Here is a 23,992-nt window from a genome sequence, read left to right as displayed (position 1 = left end):
CTGGTTTGGATGTCTGATTTGATGAAGATAAACAGACTGTGTACCTGCCAGAGAAGTTGCGTGAAATCTAATCTGGCGGCAGATCAATTTCGATCGTCGGAGCCGTCAAATGGACATGGAAATCGAACGCACTCGCGATATCAGCTTGGCGGGGGGAGAAACCCGCATGATGTTCGTCCGTGCGAACAGCACGATCGTGGGTGTACATGGCAGCCGCATCATGGTGCAGGAATGGGTGCCGTTGGGGGATTCCTCATTCTCCATCCGCATGCCCGTGGCGCCAGGGCAGGCCTATTCAATGGCGTACGGCGGCCGCGTGCTGTTATGCGCCGAAAGTGGACCGGCAAGCCTGCGCGTGGTCGAGCAGGCCCCCCTGTTCGTGCGCGCCGCCGTTTATCTGACGTCGCACGGCCGCGCCGTCATTGCCTGGATCCGCCGGCATTCAAGAGGCTTATCAGGGCCTGCTTGAGCGCGGCGGAGAACAAGGGCACCAACTGTACCGTTCCCGCGCTGTTACGCGCCGCGCGCAAGGTGACGGACTGGCCGCTGAAGGCAGCGGGCACCCCGTCCAGCGCCGCGTAACGGCGCACAAGTTCATTGGCCTGGGCCTGGGCTTCGTACAGCTGGGCCGGCTGCGCGGCGATGTCGGCTTCATGCGTATCCAGCACCCGTTGCAGATCGTCGATGAAAAGGCCAAGTGCGTTGGCGCCCCGGCAGTCGGCGCGTTCATAGCCCCACTGCGGTTGATTGGTCGAACCAGGCTTTGCGGCCTGCGGCGTATTGCTCATGGTGGCATCCTGTGCTGCGCGCGCGAAACGGCGCTAGCCCCGATGCTAACCGACGCGCCGCGCTCCGGTGAGCGGATTGGGTAGTATTGAGCCTTTCCCAGTCTGTACGCCTTTTTCATGGTCCGCTCGTCAGTTTCCCTCCCCAAGGTCATCGTTATCGGCGCCGGTCCTGCCGGCTTGATGGCGGCGCAGGTGCTGGCCGCCGCCGGCGCGCACGTCCACGTCTACGATGCGATGCCCTCGGCCGGCAGGAAATTTCTGTTGGCGGGACGGGGCGGCTTGAACCTCACACATAGCGAGCCGGCGCCGGCGTTTCTGGGCCGTTACGACGCGGCTGCGCGGCCTCAGGTCGAGCGCTGGCTGCGGGCGCTGTCGCCCCAAGCCCTGCGCGACTGGGCTGCCGGGCTGGGCGTTGAAACCTTCATCGGCACGTCGGGCCGCGTATTTCCCCAGGAAATGAAGGCCGCGCCGTTGCTGCGGGCCTGGCTGGCCCGCCTGCGCGCGGACGGCGTGCAATTCCATATGCGGCATCGCTGGCTGGGGTGGCAGGCGGATACGGATACGGCCTCGGCGGGGCTACGTTTCTCCGGTCCGGACGGCGAGGTCCTGGTGTCCGCCGATGCGGTGGTACTGGCCTTGGGCGGCGCCAGCTGGGCGCGCCTGGGATCGGATGGGGCCTGGGTGCCGGCGCTGCGCGAACGTGGCGTGGGGGTCGAGGACCTGGCGCCGTCGAACTGCGGTTTCGATGCGGACTGGACGCCGATCCTGCGTGAGCGCCATGCGGGCGAACCGGTCAAGGCGGTGGCGGCGCGGGTCGGGCAGGAGGCCGCCCTCCGCGGCGACCCGCGGCGAGGTGAGTTCATCCTTACCGCCACCGGCGTGGAAGGGGGCCTGGTCTATGCCTTGTCCGCCGGCCTGCGCGAACAATGGCGCGCGCAAGGACATGCCGAGATGCGGGTGGATCTGTTACCGCAAATGCCGGCTGAACGCGTCGCGCTGGAAGTGGCGCATCCACGCGGCGCGCGCTCCTGGTCCAGCCATCTGCAAAGCCGCTTGAACCTGAAAGGCGTGAAGACGGCCTTGCTGCGGGAATGCGCGCCGGCCGAGGCCTTCCAGGATCCGGCATGGCTCGCGCGTTGCATCAAGGACCTGCCGCTACGGCTGACGGGGCCCAGGCCGATCGACGAGGCGATCAGCAGCGCGGGCGGCTTGCGGCTGGATGAAGTGGGCGATGATTTGCAACTGCGCCGTTTGCCAGGCGTTTTTTGCACCGGCGAAATGCTGGACTGGGACGCACCGACGGGGGGATATCTGCTGACGGCGTGCTTCGCCGCCGGCAAAGTCGCCGGCGCGGGCGCGGCCGCGCACCTGGGGCTAGCCCAAACCGCTTAGGACGTAGCCGCCGCACCCGGCCATTGCCAGCGCGGTGCCGGGCCCGCATCCCGCTGCTGCGGGCCTGACCCTTGAGGCCAGACCTTTGGGCACTACGCCTCAGGCAGCCTTCGCGTGGCGCGCCGCGATATCGCGGCCGACGGCTTCCGCGATTTCGATGCCGTCGATGGCGGCTGAATAGATGCCGCCGGCGTACCCCGCGCCTTCTCCCGCCGGGAACAGGCCGGCGGTGTTGACGCTCTGGTAATCGTCGTTGTTGCGCGTGATGCGCAACGGTGACGAGGTGCGGGTTTCCACCGCGGTCAACACGGCATCATGCATGGCATAGCCCTTGATCTTGCGATCGAAGGCCGGCAGGGCCTCGCGGATAGCCTCCACCGCGTAGTCCGGCAGCGCCGTGGACAGATCCGTCGGCGTGACGCCAGGTTTGTAGGAAGGCTGTACGGAACCCAATTCCACGGACGCCCGTCCCGCGATGAAGTCACCGACGGTCTGCGCCGGCGCATGATAGCCACCGCCGCCCAATTCATAGGCGCGCGATTCCCACTGTCTTTGGAAATCGATGCCCGCCAACGGACCCGTGCCGGGGAAGTCCTCCGGCGTGACGCCAACCACGATGCCGGCGTTGGCATTGCGTTCCGCCCGCGAGTACTGGCTCATGCCATTGGTGACGACGCGATTCGGCTCCGACGTCGCGGCTACCACCGTGCCGCCAGGGCACATGCAGAAGCTGTAGACCGAGCGGCCATTGTTGGCGTGATGCACCAGTTTGTAGTCGGCCGCGCCCAGGACGGGATGGCGCACGAACTTGCCGAACCGCGCCTGGTCGATGAGCGACTGCGGATGTTCGATGCGAAAGCCGATCGACAAAGGCTTGGCTTCCATGAAGACGCCACGCTCATGCAGCATGGCGAAGGTATCGCGCGCGCTGTGGCCGATGGCCAGCACCATATGGGTACAGGGCAGGTATTCGCCGCTGGCCAGGGTCAGGCCGCGCAGCTCGCCGTGATTCAGGTCGAGGTCGGTCACGCGCTGTTCGAAGCGCACCTCGCCGCCCAGCGACTCGATGGTCGCGCGCATCTTTTCCACCATGCTGACCAGGCGGAACGTACCGATGTGGGGCTTGCTGACGAACAGGATTTCCTCGGGCGCGCCGGCCAGCACGAATTCGTCCAGCACCTTGCGGCCGAGATGGCGGGGATCCTTGATCTGGCTGTAGAGCTTGCCATCGGAAAATGTGCCGGCGCCGCCTTCGCCGAACTGCACGTTGGACTCCGGGTGCAGCACTTCCTTGCGCCACAGGCCCCAGGTGTCCTTGGTGCGTTCACGCACGGCCTTGCCGCGTTCAAGAATGATGGGGCGGTAGCCCATCTGCGCCAGGATCAGGCCGGCAAACAGGCCGCAGGGCCCCATGCCCACCACCACCGGGCGCGCCGCGGCGGGCGCGGTGCTGGCGTTCGCCACGAAGCGGTAGGTCATGTCGGGGGTCGGCGCCACATGGGGCGACCCGGCATGGCGGGCAAGCACGGCGGCTTCGTCGCGCAAGGTGACGTCGACGGAGTACACGAGCAGGATGTTGGTCTGCTTGCGCGCGTCGTAGCCGCGGCGATAGATGGAGTAAGAGAGAAGGTCCTCAGCCGCGATCTCCAGCTTTTGGACGATGGCGAGCGGGAGCGCCTCCTCGGCATGATCGAGGGGCGTTTTGATTTCTGAAATGCGCAACATGGTGGTGTCCGGCGCCGCTTATGGCGCAATGCATGGCGGCCGCGTCATGCGGCCGCAGGCGCAAGTGTAATTCACCCTTGGGCTTGGGGCGCTGGCGGCGCTCCCGGTGGGTCGCCGGGCAGCGGGGGATCACCCGGCAGGGGCGGCTGGTCGGGCAAGGGCGGTTCGCCGGGAGCGGGTTCACGGTGGCCGGCGGGCACGGCGTTGCGGGCGAGCTCCTCGGCAATATCGGCGGAGTCCGGTGTACGAGGGTTGAGGGTATTGGGAGCGATGTCGGACATGATGAACCTCCATGTATCGGTTGGACTTGCCAGTAGAGAAAGCATGCGTCATGCCCGCTATTTCAGGAAACTCCGATTTCAGGGAACTTTCACGGGCACGCATTTTGCTGATGGGCAGCGGGAATCGATGTATTCCTCGATTTTTCTTTATCGCCTATCAAAGGAAAGACCATGAAGAACAAAGCCCTTCTCGTTGTGATGCTTGCTTTCAGCGCCCTGGTTGCTGGGTGCAACACCGTCCATGGCGCGGGCCAGGACATTGAACGCGGCGGCGAAAAGATCCAGGGCGCGGCCGATCGCAATAAGTAATTGATAGCAGGGGATGCCCGCCATGCCCGGCCAGGCCGGTGCAGGCGGGCAGGTTGGTCGGAACGGGAAGCCGGTGACAAAAGCCGCGCTTCCCGTCATTCAGGTTTCACGAAGCTTGAATCAAAGGCACAAAAATGTTTAGAACAACGCCCACATTGACGCCCGAACAGTTTCGCTGGCTGAAAGAATTGCGGACACAGGCCTCGCTGATCGGTTTCAATATTCCTCAGCCCGTGCGGGGGCAGCTGGAAGCTTTGAATTACATCGAACAGCGTGCCGGCAAGACGGCGGTGACCCGTCCTGGTGTCAGCGCGCTGGGCGCCTACGTGGCCCCGATGTCGGCCCGATAGAACTCCCAAAGTACGGCCAGGATGCCTGCCCGGGCGGGATTTGACGCGACCCGGCGCGGCGGGTACAGGGCAGGGCGGATCGCTCTGCTGGCCGCATGGGACGCTGCTGCTGCATAATCCCGGGGTTTAGAGCCTATTTCTGCCCTGGAGCATCCATGTCCGTTTTCCGGCCTCTCTTGGCGAGCGCCCTTGTTTTTCTTGGCGGCTGCGCCGCCGAGGGCGTCAAGTCCGACGGCAACTTTCCCACGCTGACGTTTCCCGTTCAGACCGATTACCAGGCCGCTTCACGGCGCGCCAGCGAGTTCATCCGTGTCTGCCATACGGGCGTGCAGTATGCCTATGGCTTGAACTACCTTTCCAATAACTCCTACGACGAACGGACCGCGACGGGCACGTTGACCGTCTACAAGCGCACGGAACCTGCCAAGCTGCTGGAAGTCATCAAGGTTCAGCCCGATGGTCCGCTGAATACCGCGCGCTATGCCACCGTTACCGTCACGGTGTTCGGGGATGTGCCATTCGACCAGAATGAAATCGCCGCGGCGCGTAAGTCGATCGAGTCGGCCACACCGAGCTGCCGCGAAGGTGAGGGAAATAACAAACTGCCCTTGCTGCAAAGAACGGCGCCAAGGCTGCAAGGCGTGCCGCTGCCCGATGCGGGCAACTGATCAGGGTTTCTCGGAAAGGTCCGACGCCTCATTGCCGTAGACATCGTCTTCCGGACGGGGAATGCCCGGATCGCCGGGATCGGTCAGTGACCGGTCCTTGCGCTGGACGCCGGCAACCACGGCCTGCTGGTCTGGCATGGGCAAAATGCGCGTACCCGTCATCGTGTCCGCGTGGGTCTGGTAATCGCGCGACTTGCTGTCGGCGGGGTCGAGTGTGCGAGCGGTAGTGGGCATGATCGTCTCCGATGTTGCGTGGGTCAGAATATCGAGGTCCGGGCTTTCTTCTTGTAGGGGGCGGGTTGGGTACTATCGGCCCAATTGTGCTCGGCGTCTGTCTCTACCGAGGGACCCAAGGGTTTGGCGCCGTCCGGCGTCAGCTCCGCCGCCTTGGCTTTCTTGGGCGGCAGGTTAGGGACATCGACGGGCGTCGCGGGAGGAAATATCCGCGCGTTCAGGCTGGTCCCGCGCGGCGCGTCGGTCGAGTTTTCGGTGACAGGGGCTTTGCCAGATCGTTTATTCATCGTCAGGTTCCTTGATACGGAAGCCTGTACGACGCCGCAAGGCTCGTTCCCGCGACAACGTTTCCCCGCTATGCTGTGGGCCTGGTTGGCCGGCCAGGTCGAGCGCTGCATGTCAGCGCCACGATCGCCGGCTTTATGCAACACGGCCCTAGAGTTTCACATCCCATGGATTTGCCAGAGAACCCCCGACCCGCGAACGCTTATCACGCATTGACGCAGCACGCCCTGGCGGGATTCCGGCTGTTGGGCATGGCCAATGGCATCGCGCTGCTGCTGGTGTTGTCCTTCGCGCTCGGTATCGTGGGGGCGGACATCGATCCGCCGGACCTGCAAGAGGCGACCTTGGCGTACACGGCAGGGCTGGCCTGCAGCGCGACAGGCCTGTTGTTTTCTTATCTGTCCCACTTCAGCCTGTTCCGCCAGATCGCCGCAGGCCGCGTGGGGCGCGGACACTGGCTGCCCATGTTGATCAGCATCGTGGCCTATGGCTGCGCCGTGGCGGCTTTCGTCCTGGGGTGCTGGAGCGCCATCGCCGCCAGTTCAAGCATGTTGCGCGACGATGCCTCCTATCAGAACAGCAGCGCGGTGCTGACCGCGGTCGACAGGACAGGCTGACCTGTTAATCAGCGGTGCCGCTGTCGGCCAGATAAGCGTCGATCAAGCGGCGCACGGCGGCGGGCGCGGCCCGGGACGGACGTTCGTCGCCGCTGTCGGCTTCGAACAATTGCCCCGTCACGAAACAACCTTCCAGCATCAGCAGCAGCGCGTCGCCCAGGCCGTCGGCGTCGCGCACGCCGGCCGCGGCGGCCATTTCACGAAAACGGCGGCGCATCTCGCGCTTGTTGTCCTCTGCCACGCGGCGCGCGGGGTGGGGCGCGGAATCGTCCGTGCCGCGGGGATATTCCACCGCGGCGTTGCTCATGCCGCAGCCGCGATAGTTAGGCGCCGCGCAGCGATTGGCCACCCCGGTGAAATAGGTGATGAGCTGCGCGCGCGGGTCGCCTTCGTCAGCCGCGATGGCTTCCTCGAAGCGTTCGAAGAAGCGGCATTCGTAATCGCGCAGGTAAGCGGCCGCCAGCTCGTCCTTGGAGCCGAAGCTGCGGTACAGGCTGGGTTTGGTCACGCCCGCGCGATTGACGATCTCGTCCACGCCGACCGCGCGTATACCCTCGCGATAGAACAGATCCGCCGCGGTGCGTTGGATGCGTTCCGCCGCCCGCACGGGCTTGGCGGAGGCGGCGGCCGGCGCCTCGGAAGCGGGCGTCGGGACAGGTGCCGAAGAGGGCGTTTTCATGGTCACGATTTCCTTGACATGGCTGCTGCCAGATCCGTATTATGCGCCAATCTGACACGTACCGGTCAGTAACATTGGTTTTCCCATGGACCCTGCTATGAATTCATCGAGCCGTCGGCATCCGTTCAGCCAAAGGTTGGGGCAGAAGTATGCCTTCGTCGTCGTCGCCATCGCCTTTCTGGCATTGCTGGCGGGCGCGGGCCAGCGCTCCGCCCCCGGCGTACTGATCGTGCCGCTGGAAAAGGCCTTTGGCTGGGACCGCGACATCACGTCCCTGTCGGCGGCGATCGGCATCTTCCTTTACGGCCTGGTCGGGCCTTTCGCGGCGGCCTTGATGCAGAGCGTCGGCGTGCGCCGCACCCTGCTGTGGGCCTTGACCCTGATGGCCGTCGCCACCGGCGCCAGCGCGTGGATGACGGAACCCTGGCAGTTGATCGCCAGCTGGGGCGTGTTGTCCGGCATCGGTACCGGCTGCGTCGCCATCGTCTTCGGCGCGACCGTGGTCAACCGCTGGTTCGTCAAGCACCGTGGCCTGATGATGGGGCTGCTGACGGCGAGTACCGCCACCGGCACGCTGATCTTCCTCCCGGGCCTGGCGGCGCTGGCTGAAAGCGGTGGCTGGCGGCCCGTGGTGCTGACGATCTCCGCCGTGTGTTTCTGCCTGTTGCCCCTGGCCTGGCTGATCCTGCCGGAGCGGCCAGCCGATGTCGGCATGGTGCCTTATGGCGCCGATGCGGACTACAAGGCGCCCGCGCCCGTCCACGCCAATCCCCTGAAGGCGGCGTTCGCGGTGCTGGGGCGGGCGGTGCGCATGCGCAACTTCTGGTTCCTGTTCGCCACCTTCTTCGTTTGCGGGTTCACGACCAATGGCTTGATCGGCACGCACTTCATCGCGCTGTGCAATGACCAGGGCATCGCCGAGGTGCGGGCTGCCGGGCTGCTGGCCGCGATGGGTCTGTTCGACCTGGTCGGCACGACGGCGTCCGGCTGGCTGACGGACCGCTACGATCCCCGCAAGCTGCTGTTCGTCTACTACGGGCTGCGCGGCTTGTCGCTGATGTTCCTGCCGTTTTCCGACTTCTCCATTTACAGCCTCGGCATCTTCGCGGTGTTCTACGGCCTGGACTGGATCGCGACGGTGCCGCCGACCCTGCGCCTGACCGTGGAGTCCTTCGGCGAGCGCGACGCGCCCATCGTGTTTGGCTGGATCGTCGCCGGCCACCAACTGGGCGCCGCCAGCGCTGCTTTCATGGCGGGGGCCATCCGCACGTCGCAAGGCAGCTATCTGAATGCCTTCCTGATTTCCGGCGCCACCGGCATCGTCGCGGCCCTGATCGCCTTGCAGGTACGCAACGCCCGCAAGGCGGGTACGCCGGCGCCACAACCGTCGGCTTGAAGTGATGGACATGTTTTTTGGTGAGGATTAATATACGCAACGCGTACATATGCCCGTACGCGACCTTGCGTAATCAACCCCCCGCCAGGACCGACCATGTCCATCTCCCAGCAAGCATTCCTGCGCGACGCCATGCGCCGCCTCAATCTGACGCGCGACGTCTTCGCCACGCGTATTGGCGTCAAACGCCGCGCTCTCGATACCTGGCTGCTGCCGGAAGGCTCGCAGGAATTCCGCACCATGCCGGAGGTGGTCGAGCGTTTCGTGTCGGAAATCGTGCAGAACAATGTTCTGCTGGAAAAATATACGCAAAGCGCGCAGTCGGGTCCCTTGCGCGACCGCATCAGCGTCGAAGGCCGGCCGCAGTTGCTGTCGGTCGACCAGTTCACCCGTGAGTCGGTGGAAGACCTGTTCCGCGTCGCCGACATGATGCAACCCATTGCGCGACGTCAGAAAATCTCGCGCGTGCTGGAAGGCGCGGTGCTGGGCAATCTGTTCTTCGAGGCCAGCACGCGCACCCGGGTGAGCTTCGGGTCGGCGTTCTGCCGCCTGGGCGGCTCGGTGTGCGACACCACCGGTTTCACGTTCTCGTCGATGGCCAAGGGCGAATCCATCTATGACACCAGCCGCGTCATGAGCGGCTATGTCGACGCGATGGTGATCCGCCATCCGGAGCAGGGCTCGGTGGCGGAATTCGCGCGCGCGACCAATATCCCCGTGGTCAACGGCGGCGACGGCCCCGGCGAGCATCCCAGCCAGGCCTTGCTGGACCTGTACACCATCCTTACCGAGTTCTCGCGCCTGGGCAAGCTGCTGGACGGCGCGCACATCGCCATGGTCGGCGACCTGAAATACGGCCGCACCGTGCACTCCCTGATCAAGCTGCTGGCGCTGTATCGCGGCGTGAAGTTCACGCTGGTGTCGCCGCCCGGGCTGGAAATGCCGTCCTATATCGTCGACACGGCTTCGCGCAACGGTAATGTGATCGAGCAGAAGACGTCCCTGGCCGACGGCTTGTCGGGCGCGGATGTGATCTACGCGACGCGGGTGCAGAAGGAGCGTTTCGTCGACGAAGCGCAGGAAGGCTACACGCCGGATTTCCAGATCAACCGCGCCACTATCGATGCGTACTGCGGTCCCGACACCATCGTCATGCATCCCCTGCCGCGCGACAGCCGGCCGGGTGCCAACGATCTGAGCGTGGACCTCAACCACGATCCGCGCCTGGCCATCTTCCGTCAGACCGATAACGGGATTCCCATCCGCATGGCCATTTTCGCCGTGTTGCTGGGCGTGGAAGGGCTGGTGCAGCATTCCATGCGCGACGTCACGTGGCAGCATCCGTCGCACGTCGGACCCGACGATTCGGTGTTCCACGGTTTGGAGTAAGCTCCCCGGTACCACGCGTGACGTGGTCTGCGAAGGCACTCTCGCTCGTGGGCGGAGTGCCTTTTTTGTTGGTCGGTTGGATTGGGGGAGCTTGCGTGCTTGTCGTCGAGGATCTGCATAAATCCTTCATCACCGCGCAGGGTGCGCTACCGGTATTGCGTGGCGTGGATTTGCGCCTGGACGCGGGGGAAAGTCTGGCTTTGACCGGCGAATCCGGCAGCGGCAAGAGCACTTTGCTGCATCTGATCGCCGGCCTGGACTATCCCGATGGTGGACAGGTGCTGATCGATGGCGAGGTGCTGCACGCGCGCGGCGAAGCGGGGCTCGCGCAATGGCGCAGGACCGGCATCGGCCTGGTGTTCCAGCAATACAACCTGATCGGCAGCCTCGACGTGGCCGCCAATCTGTCATTCCAGGCGCGGCTGGCGGGACGGCACGACCCCGCGTGGACGGATCAACTTGCACAGCGCCTGGGGCTGGCGTCCCTGCTGACGCGCTATCCGGAACAGCTGTCGGGCGGGCAGCAGCAGCGCGTCGCCATCGGGCGGGCCCTGGCCAGCCGGCCGGGTTTGGTTCTGGCCGATGAGCCGACCGGCAGCCTGGACGAGGCCAGCAGCGATGCGGTCCTTGAACTGCTGCTGACCCTGGTGCGCGATGCGGGCAGCAGCCTGCTGATGGTGACGCACAGCGCGCGCATGGCGGCGCGCCTGGGGCGCCAGGTCAGGCTGCAACGTGGCGTTGCCGCCGCGACGGCTGGCCGGTGATGCGCGTATTGCTGTCCTGCCTGCGGGCGCTGACGGGACATTGGCGCCGCCATCCCTTGCAATGCGCCAGCATCCTTTGTGGCTTGTGGTTGGCGACCGCGTTGTGGAGCGGCGTCCAGGCGCTGAATACGCAGGCACGTGCCGACTATGCGCGTGCGAGTGCCGTGCTGCTGGGGCCGGCGCAGGCGCAGTGGCTGCCACGCCAGGGTGGCTTGCTGGACCAGAATGTCTATGTGGAACTGCGCCGTGCCGGCTGGCAGGTGTCGCCCGTTCTTGAAGGAACCTTGCGCTTCACCGGCAGTCCGGGCTTTTCCCTGCGCGTGATGGGCATCGAGCCGCTCAGCTTGCCGAAGGGGACGGCGGTGGCCGGGCAGGTCGCCAGGGCTTTCGACATGGGCAGCTTCATCGGCGAACCGGGCGAGGTCTGGGCCGGTCCCGACACGCTGCGGCGATTGAATCTGCAAGAGGGCGCCAGGCCCGTCACCCAGGATGGCGAAACGTTGCCGGTGCTGCGCTTGCAGCCCGACCTGGCGCCGGGCGTGCTGGTCATGGATATCGGCCATGCGCAGCAGCTGTTGCGGCAGCCGGGCAAGCTGTCGCGCTTGCTGGTGGCCGGCGCAGCGGAACCGTTGTCCGCGCCGACGTCACGCGCGGCGCAACTTGCGCCGCCCGCACCCTGGGCTGACGTGCTCACGTTGGCGCGCTCTGACGATAGCGACGATCTGGGGCGCCTGACCGAAAGCTTCCATCTCAATCTCACCGCCCTGGGCATGCTGGCGTTCATCGTGGGCCTGTTCATCGTGCATGCGTCCATCGGTCTGGCCCTGGAGCAAAGGCGGGGCCTGTTGCGCACCTTGCGGGCTTGCGGTGTGAGTTTGCGCGCGCTGATGGTCGCCCTGGGGCTGGAGTTGGGCTTGTTCGCGTTGGTGGGCGGCCTGGCCGGCGTCGCCAGCGGCTATCTGCTGGCGGGGCTGTTGCTGGGCGATTTGGCCGCCAGCTTGCGGGGTTTGTATGGCGCCGAAGTGGCGAGCCACCTGAGCCTGCCCACCTGGTGGTGGGGCGCGGGCATAGGCATGACCTTGCTGGGCGCTTTGGCGGCGGGGGCGGGCAGCCTGTTGCGCGCGGCTCGCTTGCCTCTGCTGGCCATCGCGCGGCCACAAGCCTGGCGCGGGGCGCAGGTGGCGCGCCAGCGCGTGCAAGTGGCCGGCGCCGTCCTGCTGGCGCTCGTCGCGACCGGCTGCGGCGTGCTGGGCGACAGCCTGGCCAGCGCTTTCGCGATGCAGGCGGCGATCCTGTTGGGTGCGGCCCTGTTGCTGCCCGCGCTGCTGGATGCGCTGCTGGCCTGGAGCGCGCGTTACGCCCGCGGACCTTTGGCGTCATGGTTCGTGGCTGATAGCCGGCAGCAGTTGCCGGCCTTGAGCCTGGCCTTGATGGCCTTGCTGCTGGCCCTGGGGGCCAGCGTGGGCGTGGGCAGCATGACCGAGGGCTTTCGCAAGACCTTCACAGGGTGGCTGGACCAACGGCTGTCCGCGGACATCTATCTGAATCCGCGCGACAGCACGCAAGGAGAAGACGCCGTCAGGTGGCTGCGCGCGCGCGCCGATGCACGCGCCGTGCTGCCGCAGTGGCGCGCGTTCACGACCGTGCGGGGTTGGCCGGTGGAACTGCAAGGCGTGGTCGACGATCCCGAAACGGTTAGGCAGTGGCCGCTGCTTGAGCAGTCTTCCGATGCCTGGCGCCAGGTCGCGGACGGCCGCGGCGTGATGGTCAGCGAGCAGATGGCCAATCACCTGAAACTGCATGTTGGAGACACGGTGGGCCTTGGCGAAGGTAGGGGCGGTGCTGCGGCGGCAACGTTCACGGTGGTAGCGCGCTATGCGGATTATGGCAATCCGCGCGGACACGTTCTGATGGATGCCGCTGTGTTGCGACGCCTGCATCCGGACGCGGTGCTGCGTAGCGTGAATGTCTATGCGCTTGGGTCGGGGCCTGCCGGCGGCAGCGCGGACGGCCGGACCCCGGACGGCCGGACCCCCGTCGCGGCACTGCGCGCGGCGCTGGAGCAGCGCTATGGCGGCGACGGCATGCAGGTGGTGGAGCAGGCGACGATCAAGCTGTGGTCCACCCAGGTGTTCGAACGCACGTTTGCCGCGACGGGCGCGCTCAATACGCTGACCTTGGGCGTGGCGGGGATGGCCTTGTTCATCAGCCTGCTGACCCTGGGCCAGGGACGCCTGGCGCAACTGGCGCCGCTGTGGGCGCTGGGCGTGCCGCGCCGTCATCTGGCCGGCCTGGCCTTGGGGCAGGTGCTGACCCTGTCCGCGCTGACGGTGCTGTTCGCCATGCCCCTGGGCGTGCTCCTGGCCTGGACGCTGGTGGCGGTGGTGAATGTGCAGGCCTTCGGCTGGCGGCTGCCTTTGTACGTTTTCCCCGGGCAGTTGCTGGGCCTTGGGCTGTTGGGCTTGCTGACCAGCCTGCTCGCGGCCGCCTGGCCGATGTGGCAGTTGCGGCGCCGGCAGCCGGCGGAATTGATCAGGCAGTTCGCAGATGAAACGTGATCCCTTGCCATCCCGGGTGGCCGCTGCGTGGACAGCGCGGCTTTTGCCACCGTTTTTGCCAGCGCTTCTGGCGCCGCTGTTGGCACTGCTACTGCTGCTGAGCGGTTGCGACGATGCCGCGCCACCGCCCGCGTCCAGTGCGGGCTATGCGGGGTTGGGGCGTGACGCCGGCGACTATGCGCGCGTGACGCGTGGGCGGCCCCTGGTGTTCCCGGCGGATCACGGGCCGCATGACGGCTATCGCATCGAGTGGTGGTACGTGACGGCGGATCTGAAGGACGAGGAGGGGCATGACTGGGGCGTCCAGTGGACCTTGTTCCGGTCCGCCTTGCGTCCAGGCGCCGAGCAGTCCGGCTGGGAAAGTCCCAATGTGTGGATGGCGCACGCGGCGCTCACCGATGCGCGCGCGCACCAGTTTGCCGAGAAGTTCGCGCGCGGCGGCATCGGGCAGGCAGGTGTACAGCCGGCGCCTTTCAACGCCTGGATCGACGATTGGTCACTGCGGGGGCAGGACATAGCCCACCTGACGATGCAGGCGGGGGGCAAGGATTTTCGCTATCGCCTGACGCTTGCCGCCGATGGTCCGCTGGTATTGCATGGCGACGCGGGCTATAGCGAGAAATCGGGGCAGGGGCAGGCTTCGTATTACTACAGCCAGCCGTTCTACCGTGTGAGTGGCGAGGTCGAGCGGGATGGCAAGATGCATCACGTGCAGGGCACGGCGTGGCTGGATCGGGAGTGGAGCAGCCAACCCTTGTCCGCCGATCAACGGGGCTGGGACTGGTTTTCGCTGCATCTTGCGTCGGGCGCCAAGCTGATGCTGTTCCAGGTGCGCCAGGCAAGTGGGGCGCCTTATCGGGCCGGTACCTTCATCGGCGCCGATGGCCGCGCGACGAGCTTGCGGGGTGAGCAGATCCAGCTGGATCCCCTGGCGCGCAGTCGCCTGGATGACGGGCGCGAAGTGCCCACCCGCTGGCGGGTGCGGGTTTCCGGGGTCGCTGGCGGTGACGTGGACGTCACCGTCGAGGCTTTGCAGGCCAAGGCCTGGATGGGCACGTCGTTTCCCTACTGGGAAGGGCCGGTGCGCCTGTCGCCAGGCGGCACGGGCTACCTAGAAATGACAGGCTATTGATTGCGGCTTAAGAACCCATAGATCGGGGGCACCGCGGAGCCGGGTCCCCCGGTCCGCCGGTGTCGCCCCCTTGAGGGGGGGGCGCGGAGCGCCTGGGGGAGGGCCTTCCTTCCGCGCTCCGCGCGGTACGGGGGGCTATATCCCTTTCTTTTCGCCGCCTAAGGCTTCGACCATTTCGGTCATCAGCTTGGCCAGTTCGCCCGTCATCAAGGCCATGTCGGAGTCGAACTTCTCGTCGTCGTTCTGCGCCATCGCGTCGGTGTTCTCCTTGAGCACATCCAGCGGCGATACGCGTTTGACGTCCAGGCCTTCGGTCAGGACGAAGGAAATGCGGTCGGACCACGTCATGGCCAGGCGTGTGCACTGCTTGCCGTTCTGGATATGCCGGCGCACGTCGTCGGTGTCGATGGAGTGCTTGACGTAGCGGATGGCCGCGCCGCTGTCACCGGACGATTTCAGTTCGGTGTCCTGGTCGATGCTGAAGTTCGACGGGGCTTCGTCAGACGCCAGCCAGCCGGTCATGGCCGAGGCGGGCGACTGGTTGACGTAAAGGCCCTCGACGGGGAAGGGATCGATGCTCTTGGCCAGCAGGCCAAGCACCTCGTCGGCCTTCGCCGAGGCGGCGGCGTCGATCACCAGCCAGTGATTCTTCGGGTCGATCCAGACGCGGGTGTCGCGATAGATGCTGAAGGCCTTGGGGAGAAGTTCGTCGGTGACGCGCTCCTTGATTTCCTTCATCTGCTTGCGGCCAGGCTTGTAGCCTTGCTGTTCCTCGATTTCCTGCGCGCGGGCCTTGGTCACCTGGTTAACCACGGTGGCGGGCAGCAATTTCTTCTCGGCGCGCAGCGATAGCAGGATCTGGCCGTTGACGACATGCGCCAAACCGCCGTTTTCGCGCGGGGCGATCCAGCCCAGGCTTTGCATTTCCAGATTATTGCCGCCCTTGTAGGCGTGTTTGGCGAGTGCGTCTTCCAGTGCGTCGCCCAAGACAGTCCAGGGCGCGGAGAGACGGTAGATCTTTAGATTCTTGAACCACATGGCGTCGGGGCAAAAGGGTGGATTCTATACGACATGGGCGCTGTCGCCGATCATGACACTGGACACGTTCTGTCACTGACGAGCAGGGGAGCGCGCGGTATCTTCCGCCGCATCCATTTCCATCCTGTAGAGGACCATCATGAAATCCACGACCATTATTGGCGCCCTGTTGATCGTGCTGGGTATCGCCGCCCTGGTTTACCGGGGGTTCAGCTACAAGTCGGAAGACACCGTGCTGCAGATCGGGTCGGTCAAGGCGACCGCTGAAACGGAGAAGTCGGTGCCCATCCCGGGCTGGGCCGGCATCGCCGCCATCGTCGTCGGCGTGGTCGTAGTCGGCGCCGGCATGCGCAAATAGGCCCCCCCGTACCGCGCGGAGCGCGGCCCCCGGGGGGGCGGCACTGGCGGCCCGGAGGGAAGCCCCTCCCAGTCGCTGCGCGCCTCCCCCTCAAGGGGGCGGCACTGGCGGACCGGAGGGTAGACCCTCCCCCAGGCGCTGCGCGCCCCCCTCAAGGGGGCGGCACTGGCGGACCGGCAAAGCCGGCTCCGCTGTGCCCCGGATAGGGCCCGGGTCCTTTAGCTGAATTCTGGCGTTGGTGGCGGTGTTTTTTCAGGACGGTGTCAGAGGTGGCCCACTAGACTGCGGGCTCAGATGACGGTTATGCGTTCCGTCAGTGGACGATTGATCCCCCTGTTCACTGGCAGCATAGGCGCCCTCTGACACCGATGCCGCGCTCCCCGCGAGCCTTAAACAGCGCGACATCGTGTGCTCCCGTAACGGCCCTGCCTCGTAATAGGCGGGCCGTTTTTTTTAGCCCTACTCCACAAGAACTCCGCCCCACCCGGGGCACAGCGGAGCCGGCTTTGCCGGTCCGCCAGTGCCGCCCCCTTGAGGGGGGGCGCGCAGCGCCTGGGGGAGGGTCTACCCTCCGGTCCGCCAGTGCCGCCCCCTTGAGGGGGAGGCGCGCAGCGCCTGGGGGAGGGGCTTCCCTCCGGTCCGCCAGTGCCGCCCCCTGGGGGGCCGCGCTTAGCGCGGTACGGGGGGCCTCTACTCAAAAAAAAGCTCCCCAAAGGGAGCTTCCAAGGCCAGGCAGGTGCAGCATCCTGCCCGGCAGGGGAATGCGGGCGCGCGGTTAACGCGCGCCCGATGATCAGTCGTTCAGGTCGACATCCTTGGTTTCGCGGACGAACAGGGCGCCGATGACCAGGGTCATGGCGGCGATGACGATCGGGTACCAGAGGCCGTCATAGATGTTCCCGGTCGCCGCCACGATGGCGAAGGCCAAGGGGGGCAGGAAGCCGCCGAACCAGCCATTGCCGATGTGATACGGCAAGCTCATCGACGTATAGCGGATACGGGTCGGGAACATTTCGACCAGCATGGCGGCGATGGGGCCGTACACCATGGTGACGTAGATCACCAGGATGGTCAGCAACACCACCACCATCACGTTGTTCGACTGGGCCGGATCCGCCTTGGCCGGATAGCCGTGTGCACGAATCGCCGTGGTCAACGTCTTGTCCATGTCGGCGACCTTGGCCTTGAAGTCCGCCGCCGGCACGCCGGCTCCCTCGAAGGACGTGAACTCGTCGTTGCCGATGCGCACCTTGGCCACCGAGCCCGCGGGCGCGGCCTCGTTCTTGTAGTTGACCGAATTGCGCGCCAGGAAAGACTTGATCACGTCGCAAGAGCTGGTGAACGACGATGTGCCCACCGGATTGAACTGGAAGGAGCAGGTGGCCGGGTCAGCGAATACCGTCACCGGGGCATTGGCCTGGGCCTTCTCCAGCGCCGGATTGGCGAAGTGCGTGATGCCCTGGAAGATGGGGAAGTAGGTCAATGCCGCGATCAGGCAGCCCGCCAGGATGATGGGCTTGCGGCCGATGCGGTCGGACAGTGCCCCGAAGATCACGAAGAAGGGCGTGGCGATCAACAACGCGATCGCGATCATGATGTTGGCCGTGTTGGCATCGACCTTCAGCGTCTGCGTCAGGAAGAACAGCGAGTAGAACTGCCCCGTGTACCAGACCACGGCTTGCCCGGCGGTCAGGCCCAGCAAAGCCAGGATCACCACTTTCAGGTTCTTCCATTGGCCGAACGATTCGGTCAGCGGCGCCTTCGAGCCCTTGCCTTCGTCCTTCATACGCTGGAAGGTCGGCGATTCGCTCAGCTGCATACGGATCCACACCGAGATCGCCAGCAGGACGAAGGACAGCAGGAACGGCGCGCGCCACCAGCCCCACGAATCGCGGAAGGCCTCTTCGCCCGCATAGCTGCGTACACCGAGGATCACCAGCAGGGACAGGAACAGCCCCAAGGTGGCGGTGGTCTGGATCCAGCTGGTGTAGAAACCGCGCCGTCCCATCGGCGCGTGCTCGGCCACGTAGGTGGCCGCGCCGCCGTACTCGCCGCCCAGCGCCAGGCCTTGCAGCAGGCGCAGCACGATCAGGCAGATGGGAGCGAGGATGCCGATGGAGCCGTAGCTGGGCAGCAGGCCCACCAGGAACGTGGACAGGCCCATGATCACGATGGTGACCAGGAAGGTGTATTTACGTCCGACCAGGTCGCCCAGCCGGCCGAACACCAACGCACCGAACGGCCGCACGGCAAAGCCCGCGGCGAAGGCCAGCAGCGCGAAGATGAAGCCGGCCGTGGGATTGACCCCCGAAAAGAAGTGCAAGGCAATGATGGGCGCCAGCGAGCCGTAGAGATAAAAGTCGTACCACTCGAATACGGTCCCCAGCGACGACGCGAAGATCACCTTGCGTTCTTTGCTGGTCATGGCTGGCGGGGACGCGACCCCTCGCCCTGTGCGCGGCATGGATGCGGTGCTCATGATGTCTCCTCGAAGGATGGCCGGCGCTCAAGCGCCGTGCTCTTTCCCGGTCAACGGTTATCAATCCGGGTTAGGCTGGACCTTAGGACTCGAGACTGACGGGGGACTGACGTTTTTGTAAGACGTCATATTAAAAATGTTTCTTTATGTAATTCAGCTTCCCCGAGATGTTGCAGATGCGCTCCGCGTCCAGCCGCCCGAACGATGGGACGGCGCGCTTACTGGGGTAGCGGAAAGGTGACGGTGAAGCGTGTGCCGACGCTGGCGACGGTTCCGTCGGGGTTGTCCGTGATGGTCACGGACGCGTCATGTTTGCTGGCGATCTCGCGGACGATGGCCAGGCCCAGGCCACTGCCGTCGGCCGGTGTGCCCAGCACGCGGTAGAAACGGTCGAAGACGCGTTCGCGCTCGGCCACCGGGATGCCAGGGCCGGAATCTTCCACTTCCAGCAGCGCGAATTCGCCCTGGTGCCGCACCCGGACAGTGATGCGGCCGCCGCGCGGCGTGTAGCGCAGCGCGTTGTCCAGCAGGTTGTTCAGCAGCTCCCCCAGCAGAATGGGATTGCCGCTGATCAAGACCCTGCCATCGGGATCCTCGAAGCCCAGATCGGTGCGCAGGGACAGCGCCTGCGGCGTCCATTGCGTCGTGTGTTCGCGTGCGAGGTCGGCCAGGTCGAGGGGCGTCATGCCCACCGCGGCCGGGTTCTCGGCGTGGGCCAGAAGCAACAGTTGATTCACCAGCCGGGTCGCGCGTTCGGAGCCGGTCACCAGCTGGCGCAGGCTGGCCTGCATTTCATCGGCGCTGGCATCGCGCAGCGCCAATTCGGCCTGCGTACGCAGGCCCGCCAGCGGCGTCTTCAACTGGTGCGCGGCGTCGGCGACGAAGCGGCGCTGGGTCTGCACCGTGGCCGACAATCGATCGAGCAGATCGTTGATGGCGCCGACCAGGGGCGCGATTTCGGTCGGCGCGGCGCGGTCGTCGATAGGTGACAGGTCGTCGGGCCGGCGCGCGCGCAGCCGCTGCTGCAGGGCGTTCAACGGAGCGACGCCGCGCGACAGCCCGAACCACACCAGCAGCACGGCAATGGGCAGCACCACGAACTGCGGGATGATCACGCCCTTGATGATTTCGTTGGCCAGTTGCGCGCGTTTTTCCCCGGTCTCGGCCACCAGCACCGTCGTTTGCCCGGCGCCGGTGTCGACGCGCGTGTAGGCGACCCGGATGGCGAAACCGCGCAAGCTGTCGTCGTCGAAACGCACAGCGCCGGGTTCACCCGTGCCCACGCCCTTGGGCAGGGGCAGGCCACGGTCACCCGCCACATAGCGGCCTTGGCCGTCGACCACCAGCCAGAACAGGCTGGCGGTCTCGTCGGCCCGCAAAGCCTGCCGCAGCGTGTCGTTCATGGGCAAGGCCGGTTTGCCGTCCACCACGCGCACCTGGTGCGCCAGCAGATTCACGGTGTTGGCCAGGGACCGGTCGTAAGGCACGTCGGCGATGTGCTGGGCCACCACATAGGTGATGGCGACGCTCATGGGCCATAGAAGGAACAGCGGCGCCAACATCCAGTCGAGAATTTCGCCCAGCAGGGAGCGGCGCGGCGGCCGAAAGCTGGGGCCGCGCGCGCCGGCGCGCAGGACCTCCAGCGCCTCCTGGTTCAACGCCGGCGCGGGTGTCGCGTCAGCTTGTGCGGCTTTGCGCGCGGCGCGGTCAGTTCGGGAGAAAGCTCGCACCGGGTTCCCGTTCGAGGCAATAGCCCAGGCCCCGCACCGTCATGATCTTGACGCCGCTGGGTTCGAGCTTCTTGCGCAGGCGGTGCACGTAGACCTCGATGGCATTGGTGCTGACTTCCTCGCCCCATTCGCACAGGTGATCCACCAGCTGGTTCTTGCTGACCATGCGGCCGCTGCGCATCAGCAGGATTTCCAGCAGGCTGACTTCGCGCGCCGACAGGTCCAGCGTCTGGTCGTCGACCATGGCCACGCGGCCAGTCTGGTCGAACACCAGGCGGCCGTGCCGCACCAGCGTGGCGCCGCCGCCGGCGCCGCGCCGGGTCAGGGCGCGGACACGCGCCTCCAGCTCGGACAAGGCGAAAGGCTTGGCCATATAGTCGTCGGCGCCCAGGTCCAGGCCCTTGACGCGCTGTTCGACGCTGTCCGCGGCGGTCAGGATCAGCACCGGCAGATGGGAATTGCGCGAACGCAGCCGGCGCAGCACTTCCAGGCCGGCCAACTGGGGCAGGCCTAGATCGAGTATCAGCAGGTCGAAGGCCTGGGCGCTCAGCGCCAGGTCGGCGGCCATGCCGTCCCGTACCGCATCCACGGCGTAGCCGCCATGGCGCAATGAGCGCGACAGTCCATCAGCCAGGATGCTGTCGTCTTCAGCAATCAAAATACGCATGAACCGGGCTCGCAGGTGTTGGTTATTGGAGGTTGCAGCCTGGGGGTAGGCTGATTCTGGCATGGGGCGCCGGGCTTGCCCATATCGGGAATACGCGAGCAATACAGGGGTGACATGGAGGCAACACCCTGGCGGGCAAGGCAGGATGGACTTGCTACACTGGGTTTTTGTCCAGTAGAATCCAATGCCATAATCCAGCATTCGCCAAACGGGCCTCCACCGCCCGCCAGCTCGCAAATCACCATCCGGACTCAGACAGGACACCTAATGGACGACAAAAACAGCAAGGGCGCCGCCGCCGAAAAAGCCAAGGCATTGGCCGCCGCGCTCTCGCAGATCGAAAAGCAGTTCGGCAAGGGTTCGATCATGCGTTACGGCGACAACGAGGTATCGCACGATATCCAGGTCGTCTCCACCGGTTCGCTGGGCCTGGACATCGCCCTGGGCGTCGGTGGTCTGCCGCGTGGCCGTGTCGTGGAAATCTACGGTCCGGAATCGTCGGGCAAGACCACGCTGACCCTGCAGGTCGTTGCTGAAATGCAAAAAATCGGCGGCACCTGCGCCTTCGTCGACGCGGAACACGCGCTCGACGTGCAGTACGCCTCCAAGCTGGGCGTGAACCTGACGGACCTGCTGATCTCGCAGCCCGACACCGGTGAACAGGCGCTGGAAATCACCGACGCGCTGGTGCGTTCCGGTTCGGTCGACCTGATCGTCATCGACTCGGTGGCGGCCCTGGTGCCCAAGGCGGAAATCGAAGGCGAAATGGGCGATTCGCTGCCCGGCCTGCAGGCCCGCCTGATGAGCCAGGCACTGCGCAAGCTCACCGCCACCATCAAGCGCACCAACTGCATGGTGATCTTCATCAACCAGATCCGTATGAAGATCGGCGTGATGTTCGGCAACCCCGAAACCACCACCGGCGGTAACGCGCTGAAGTTCTATTCGTCGGTCCGTCTGGACATCCGTCGTATCGGCTCCATCAAGAAGGGCGACGAGGTCATCGGCAACGAAACCCGCGTCAAGGTCGTCAAGAACAAGGTTGCGCCGCCGTTCAAGCAGGCCGAATTCGACATCATGTACGGCACGGGTATTTCGCGCGAAGGCGAAATCATCGACCTGGGCGTGCAAGCCGGCGTGGTGGACAAGTCGGGTGCCTGGTACAGCTACAGCGGCGAACGCATCGGCCAGGGCAAGGACAATGTGCGCGAGTACCTGAAAGAGCACAAGGAAATGGCTTTCGAAATCGAAAACCGTGTGCGCGAGAACCAGGGCATCGTCGCTCGTGCCAATACCTTCGCCGCCAGCGAGGCGGAAGCCGAAGAGGATTGATCCAGCATGAGCTGGGGCGCCGGACCTTCACGCCCGCGCCGGGCCGGGCGGTCCGGCGGTTTTGATGACGACGATGACGGCGGCTTCGAGCAGTTGGCCCGGGGGAAGTCCTCCGGCGCCGGTGGTGCTGAAGACGCCGATGCCGGCGAGACCTATACCCGCACGTCTGAGCTACGCTCGCGGTCACGGACGCGATCCGCGTCGCGCAGCACATCCGCTCGTGCTGATTCAGCCGAAGACGATCAATTCGAAACCGTTGTGCCCGTGGACGGCAAGGCTGCGCCCACGCAGGCTGCTGGCGCTCAAACGCGCCGTGGCCCCAGCCTGAAGGCACGTGCGGTCGGGTTTCTGTCCCGCCGTGAATACGCCCGCACGGAACTGGCGCGCAAGCTGGCCTCGTATGTCGAGGCCGATGACGACCTGGAAAAGACGCTCGACGATCTGGAGCGGGAAGGGTGGTTGTCCACCGAGCGCTTTGCGCACAGTCTGGTCCATCGGCGTGCCGGCCGCCAAGGCGCCGCGCTTATCGTGCAGGAACTGCGCGCCAAAGGCGTGGACGAAAATCAGGTCAGCGAGTTGCGCGACAACCTGCGCGCCACCGAATACGAACGTGCCCGCGCCGTGTGGGACAAGCGCTTCGGCGAGCGGCCGGCCGACCGCGCCGCCTATGCCAAGCAGGCCCGCTTCCTGGCCAGCCGTGGCTTCGCCCACGATGTCATACGCCGCATCCTGGGCGATGGTGATGATGAAGAGTAGATAAGCCGCCACAGCGGCAGCTACAACTACAACTACAACTACAACTACAACCGCAGCGGCAGCCGCAAGCGCGCAGCGCTTAGCCCTCGCCCTCAGCCCTTGTTATCCCGCGGCGCGGCCTTGATGCCCGTCAAATTGCGGAAGCACACATCGCGCGCGATCTTCAAGAAGTCCCTGATATAGGGCGCATCCATATCCTCGGAACGCACGGCCGCTGAAAGCGTGCTCCAGACCCCTTGCGGCCCCAGCGGTTTCACGCGCAGCCAGCCCTGGTCCAGGTATTCGGTCAAAGCCCAGTTCGGCAAGGCCGCCACGCCACGGTTGCTGGCTACCAATTGCACGATGATGGGCGTCAGTTCCGCCTTGCGCACCCCGGCCGGTTCAACATCGGCGGGGTCGAGAAAACGGGTGAACACGTCCAGCCGCTGCTTGTCCACCGGATACGTGACCAGGATCTGATCAGCCAGTTGTTCCGGCTGCACATAGCGCGCGTTAGCCAGGGGGTTGGCTTCCGACATGGCCAGCACCACTTCATACGTGAACAGCGGCTCGTATTCGAGCGCTTCCAGTGGTTGCGGGTCCGACGTGATCACCAGGTCCAGGTCGCCGCGCACCAGAGCGGGCAGGGGAGCGAACGAGAACGCCGCCGACAGGTCCAGCGCCACCTCCGGCCATTGCAGGCGGAAAGCATCCAGGGCCGGCATCAACCATTGGAAGCAGGAATGGCAGTCGATGGCGATATGCAGGCGGCCCGTGCGTCCGGCCGCCAGCCGTTGCAGCTCGCGCTCGGTGGCGCGCATCCGCGGCAGCACGTCGTCGGCCAAGGCCAGAACGCGCAGTCCCGCCGTGGTCAGGCGCGCGGGCCGGGTGCGGCGGTTCAGCAAGGGCGTGCCCAGGCGGGCTTCCAGCTCACGCAGCTGATGCGACAGGGCGGATTGCGTCAGGTGCAGGCGCTCGGCGGCTTCCAGCAGGCTGCCGCCGTCGCGGATGGCGGCCAGGGTTTCCAGGTGGCGAATTTCGAGCATGGATTTATATGAACTGATTTCATGAAATTAATGCAGAGAT

At 65.4% G+C, this 23,992-nt stretch carries 25 protein-coding genes; 14 read left to right on the top strand and 11 right to left on the bottom strand.

Features of this window, described 5'->3' with window-relative positions; all coding sequences use genetic code 11:
• The first annotated feature begins 109 nt into the window (after positions 1–109).
• Positions 110–469 carry a hypothetical protein gene (locus tag ASB57_RS31085; protein WP_156414148.1) on the top strand — a complete coding sequence of 120 codons (360 nt, stop codon included), beginning with the start codon at positions 110–112 and terminating at the stop codon, positions 467–469.
• Here the strand turns inward: ASB57_RS31085 and ASB57_RS12660 are convergent.
• A complete protein-coding gene (locus ASB57_RS12660) occupies positions 420–788 on the bottom strand; it encodes a hypothetical protein (protein WP_057652558.1) in 369 nt (122 codons plus the stop codon). The two genes, ASB57_RS31085 and ASB57_RS12660, sit on opposite strands and share 50 nt — an antisense overlap.
• A gap of 117 nt (positions 789–905) precedes the next feature.
• Here ASB57_RS12660 and ASB57_RS12655 point away from each other — a divergent pair, with 117 nt between their 5' ends.
• The gene (locus ASB57_RS12655) at positions 906–2,180 is read left to right on the top strand and encodes a TIGR03862 family flavoprotein (RefSeq protein ID WP_057652557.1); all 1,275 of its coding nucleotides are present in this window, start codon (positions 906–908) and stop codon (positions 2,178–2,180) included.
• Between the two features lie 99 nt (positions 2,181–2,279).
• Here the strand turns inward: ASB57_RS12655 and ASB57_RS12650 are convergent, their stop codons facing one another.
• Both ASB57_RS12650 and ASB57_RS31080 read right to left on the bottom strand, forming a co-directional pair.
• Positions 2,280–3,905: an NAD(P)/FAD-dependent oxidoreductase gene (locus tag ASB57_RS12650; protein ID WP_057652556.1), complete on the bottom strand. Its 1,626-nt coding sequence runs from the start codon at positions 3,903–3,905 to the stop codon at positions 2,280–2,282.
• 71 nt (positions 3,906–3,976) lie between these two features.
• Complete coding sequence (locus ASB57_RS31080; protein ID WP_156414147.1) at positions 3,977–4,186, bottom strand: hypothetical protein; 210 nt, start codon at positions 4,184–4,186, stop codon at positions 3,977–3,979.
• A 171-nt stretch (positions 4,187–4,357) separates the two neighbouring features.
• On the opposite strand from ASB57_RS31080, the gene ASB57_RS12645 reads away from it, so the two are divergent.
• The 3 genes from ASB57_RS12645 (at position 4,358) to ASB57_RS12635 (ending at position 5,513) form a co-directional block, all read left to right on the top strand.
• A complete protein-coding gene (locus ASB57_RS12645; protein ID WP_057652555.1) occupies positions 4,358–4,495 on the top strand; it encodes an entericidin A/B family lipoprotein in 138 nt (45 codons plus the stop codon).
• A 134-nt stretch (positions 4,496–4,629) separates the two neighbouring features.
• Positions 4,630–4,845: a hypothetical protein gene (locus ASB57_RS12640; protein ID WP_156414146.1), complete on the top strand. Its 216-nt coding sequence runs from the start codon at positions 4,630–4,632 to the stop codon at positions 4,843–4,845.
• Positions 4,846–5,000: 155 nt separating this feature from the next.
• Positions 5,001–5,513: a BPTD_2524 family lipoprotein gene (locus ASB57_RS12635; protein WP_057652553.1), complete on the top strand. Its 513-nt coding sequence runs from the start codon at positions 5,001–5,003 to the stop codon at positions 5,511–5,513.
• Here the strand turns inward: ASB57_RS12635 and ASB57_RS12630 are convergent, their stop codons facing one another.
• Complete coding sequence (locus ASB57_RS12630; RefSeq protein WP_057652552.1) at positions 5,514–5,747, bottom strand: hypothetical protein; 234 nt, start codon at positions 5,745–5,747, stop codon at positions 5,514–5,516.
• Positions 5,748–5,770: 23 nt separating this feature from the next.
• The gene (locus tag ASB57_RS12625; RefSeq protein WP_057652551.1) at positions 5,771–6,034 is read right to left on the bottom strand and encodes a hypothetical protein; all 264 of its coding nucleotides are present in this window, start codon (positions 6,032–6,034) and stop codon (positions 5,771–5,773) included.
• Between the two features lie 165 nt (positions 6,035–6,199).
• On the opposite strand from ASB57_RS12625, the gene ASB57_RS12620 reads away from it, so the two are divergent.
• Positions 6,200–6,649, top strand: coding sequence for a hypothetical protein (locus ASB57_RS12620; protein ID WP_156414145.1), 450 nt, complete (start codon positions 6,200–6,202; stop codon positions 6,647–6,649).
• A 4-nt stretch (positions 6,650–6,653) separates the two neighbouring features.
• On the opposite strand, the gene ASB57_RS12615 is transcribed toward ASB57_RS12620, so the two are convergent.
• The gene (locus ASB57_RS12615; protein ID WP_057652549.1) at positions 6,654–7,328 is read right to left on the bottom strand and encodes a TetR/AcrR family transcriptional regulator; all 675 of its coding nucleotides are present in this window, start codon (positions 7,326–7,328) and stop codon (positions 6,654–6,656) included.
• Between the two features lie 97 nt (positions 7,329–7,425).
• Between ASB57_RS12615 and ASB57_RS12610 the strand changes: the two genes are divergently transcribed.
• From ASB57_RS12610 to ASB57_RS12590, 5 genes are all read left to right on the top strand, one after another.
• Positions 7,426–8,724 carry an MFS transporter gene (locus ASB57_RS12610; protein WP_082621575.1) on the top strand — a complete coding sequence of 433 codons (1,299 nt, stop codon included), beginning with the start codon at positions 7,426–7,428 and terminating at the stop codon, positions 8,722–8,724.
• Positions 8,725–8,820: 96 nt separating this feature from the next.
• Complete coding sequence (locus ASB57_RS12605) at positions 8,821–10,113, top strand: aspartate carbamoyltransferase (protein WP_057652547.1); 1,293 nt, start codon at positions 8,821–8,823, stop codon at positions 10,111–10,113.
• Between the two features lie 95 nt (positions 10,114–10,208).
• On the top strand, positions 10,209–10,877 hold the full coding sequence (locus tag ASB57_RS12600; protein WP_057652546.1) for an ABC transporter ATP-binding protein: 669 nt from the start codon (positions 10,209–10,211) through the stop codon (positions 10,875–10,877).
• Positions 10,877–13,435 carry an ABC transporter permease gene (locus tag ASB57_RS12595; RefSeq protein WP_057652545.1) on the top strand — a complete coding sequence of 853 codons (2,559 nt, stop codon included), beginning with the start codon at positions 10,877–10,879 and terminating at the stop codon, positions 13,433–13,435. The genes ASB57_RS12600 and ASB57_RS12595 overlap by 1 nt, the downstream gene beginning before the upstream one ends.
• Positions 13,436–13,514: 79 nt before the next feature.
• Positions 13,515–14,567: a lipocalin-like domain-containing protein gene (locus tag ASB57_RS12590; protein WP_197425047.1), complete on the top strand. Its 1,053-nt coding sequence runs from the start codon at positions 13,515–13,517 to the stop codon at positions 14,565–14,567.
• A gap of 135 nt (positions 14,568–14,702) precedes the next feature.
• Here ASB57_RS12590 and ASB57_RS12585 read toward each other — a convergent pair whose 3' ends face one another.
• On the bottom strand, positions 14,703–15,605 hold the full coding sequence (locus ASB57_RS12585; RefSeq protein ID WP_057652544.1) for a recombination-associated protein RdgC: 903 nt from the start codon (positions 15,603–15,605) through the stop codon (positions 14,703–14,705).
• A gap of 139 nt (positions 15,606–15,744) precedes the next feature.
• Between ASB57_RS12585 and ASB57_RS12580 the strand changes: the two genes are divergently transcribed.
• Positions 15,745–15,963, top strand: coding sequence for a hypothetical protein (locus ASB57_RS12580; RefSeq protein ID WP_057652543.1), 219 nt, complete (start codon positions 15,745–15,747; stop codon positions 15,961–15,963).
• Between the two features lie 793 nt (positions 15,964–16,756).
• Here ASB57_RS12580 and ASB57_RS12575 read toward each other — a convergent pair.
• From ASB57_RS12575 to ASB57_RS12565, 3 genes are all read right to left on the bottom strand, one after another.
• Positions 16,757–18,388, bottom strand: coding sequence for an MFS transporter (locus ASB57_RS12575; RefSeq protein ID WP_156414383.1), 1,632 nt, complete (start codon positions 18,386–18,388; stop codon positions 16,757–16,759).
• Positions 18,389–18,660: 272 nt separating this feature from the next.
• Positions 18,661–20,004, bottom strand: a complete 1,344-nt coding sequence (locus ASB57_RS12570) for a sensor histidine kinase (RefSeq protein WP_156414382.1) — start codon at positions 20,002–20,004, stop codon at positions 18,661–18,663.
• Between the two features lie 145 nt (positions 20,005–20,149).
• Entirely contained in the window at positions 20,150–20,839 is a 690-nt protein-coding gene (locus ASB57_RS12565) for a response regulator transcription factor (protein ID WP_057652540.1), read from the bottom strand.
• Positions 20,840–21,106: 267 nt separating this feature from the next.
• On the opposite strand from ASB57_RS12565, the gene recA reads away from it, so the two are divergent.
• Together recA and recX are read left to right on the top strand one after the other, a co-directional pair.
• The gene (recA, locus tag ASB57_RS12560) at positions 21,107–22,171 is read left to right on the top strand and encodes a recombinase RecA (RefSeq protein WP_057652539.1); all 1,065 of its coding nucleotides are present in this window, start codon (positions 21,107–21,109) and stop codon (positions 22,169–22,171) included.
• 6 nt (positions 22,172–22,177) lie between these two features.
• Positions 22,178–22,927, top strand: a complete 750-nt coding sequence (recX, locus tag ASB57_RS12555) for a recombination regulator RecX (protein WP_057652538.1) — start codon at positions 22,178–22,180, stop codon at positions 22,925–22,927.
• 92 nt (positions 22,928–23,019) lie between these two features.
• Here recX and ASB57_RS12550 read toward each other — a convergent pair whose 3' ends face one another.
• Positions 23,020–23,952 carry a LysR family transcriptional regulator gene (locus ASB57_RS12550; protein ID WP_057652537.1) on the bottom strand — a complete coding sequence of 311 codons (933 nt, stop codon included), beginning with the start codon at positions 23,950–23,952 and terminating at the stop codon, positions 23,020–23,022.
• Positions 23,953–23,992: the final 40 nt, after the last annotated feature.

The organism is Bordetella sp. N, from assembly GCF_001433395.1.
Taxonomy (GTDB): Bacteria; Pseudomonadota; Gammaproteobacteria; order Burkholderiales; family Burkholderiaceae_B; genus Bordetella_C.
This window is presented reverse-complemented; position numbering and strand designations above follow the sequence as displayed.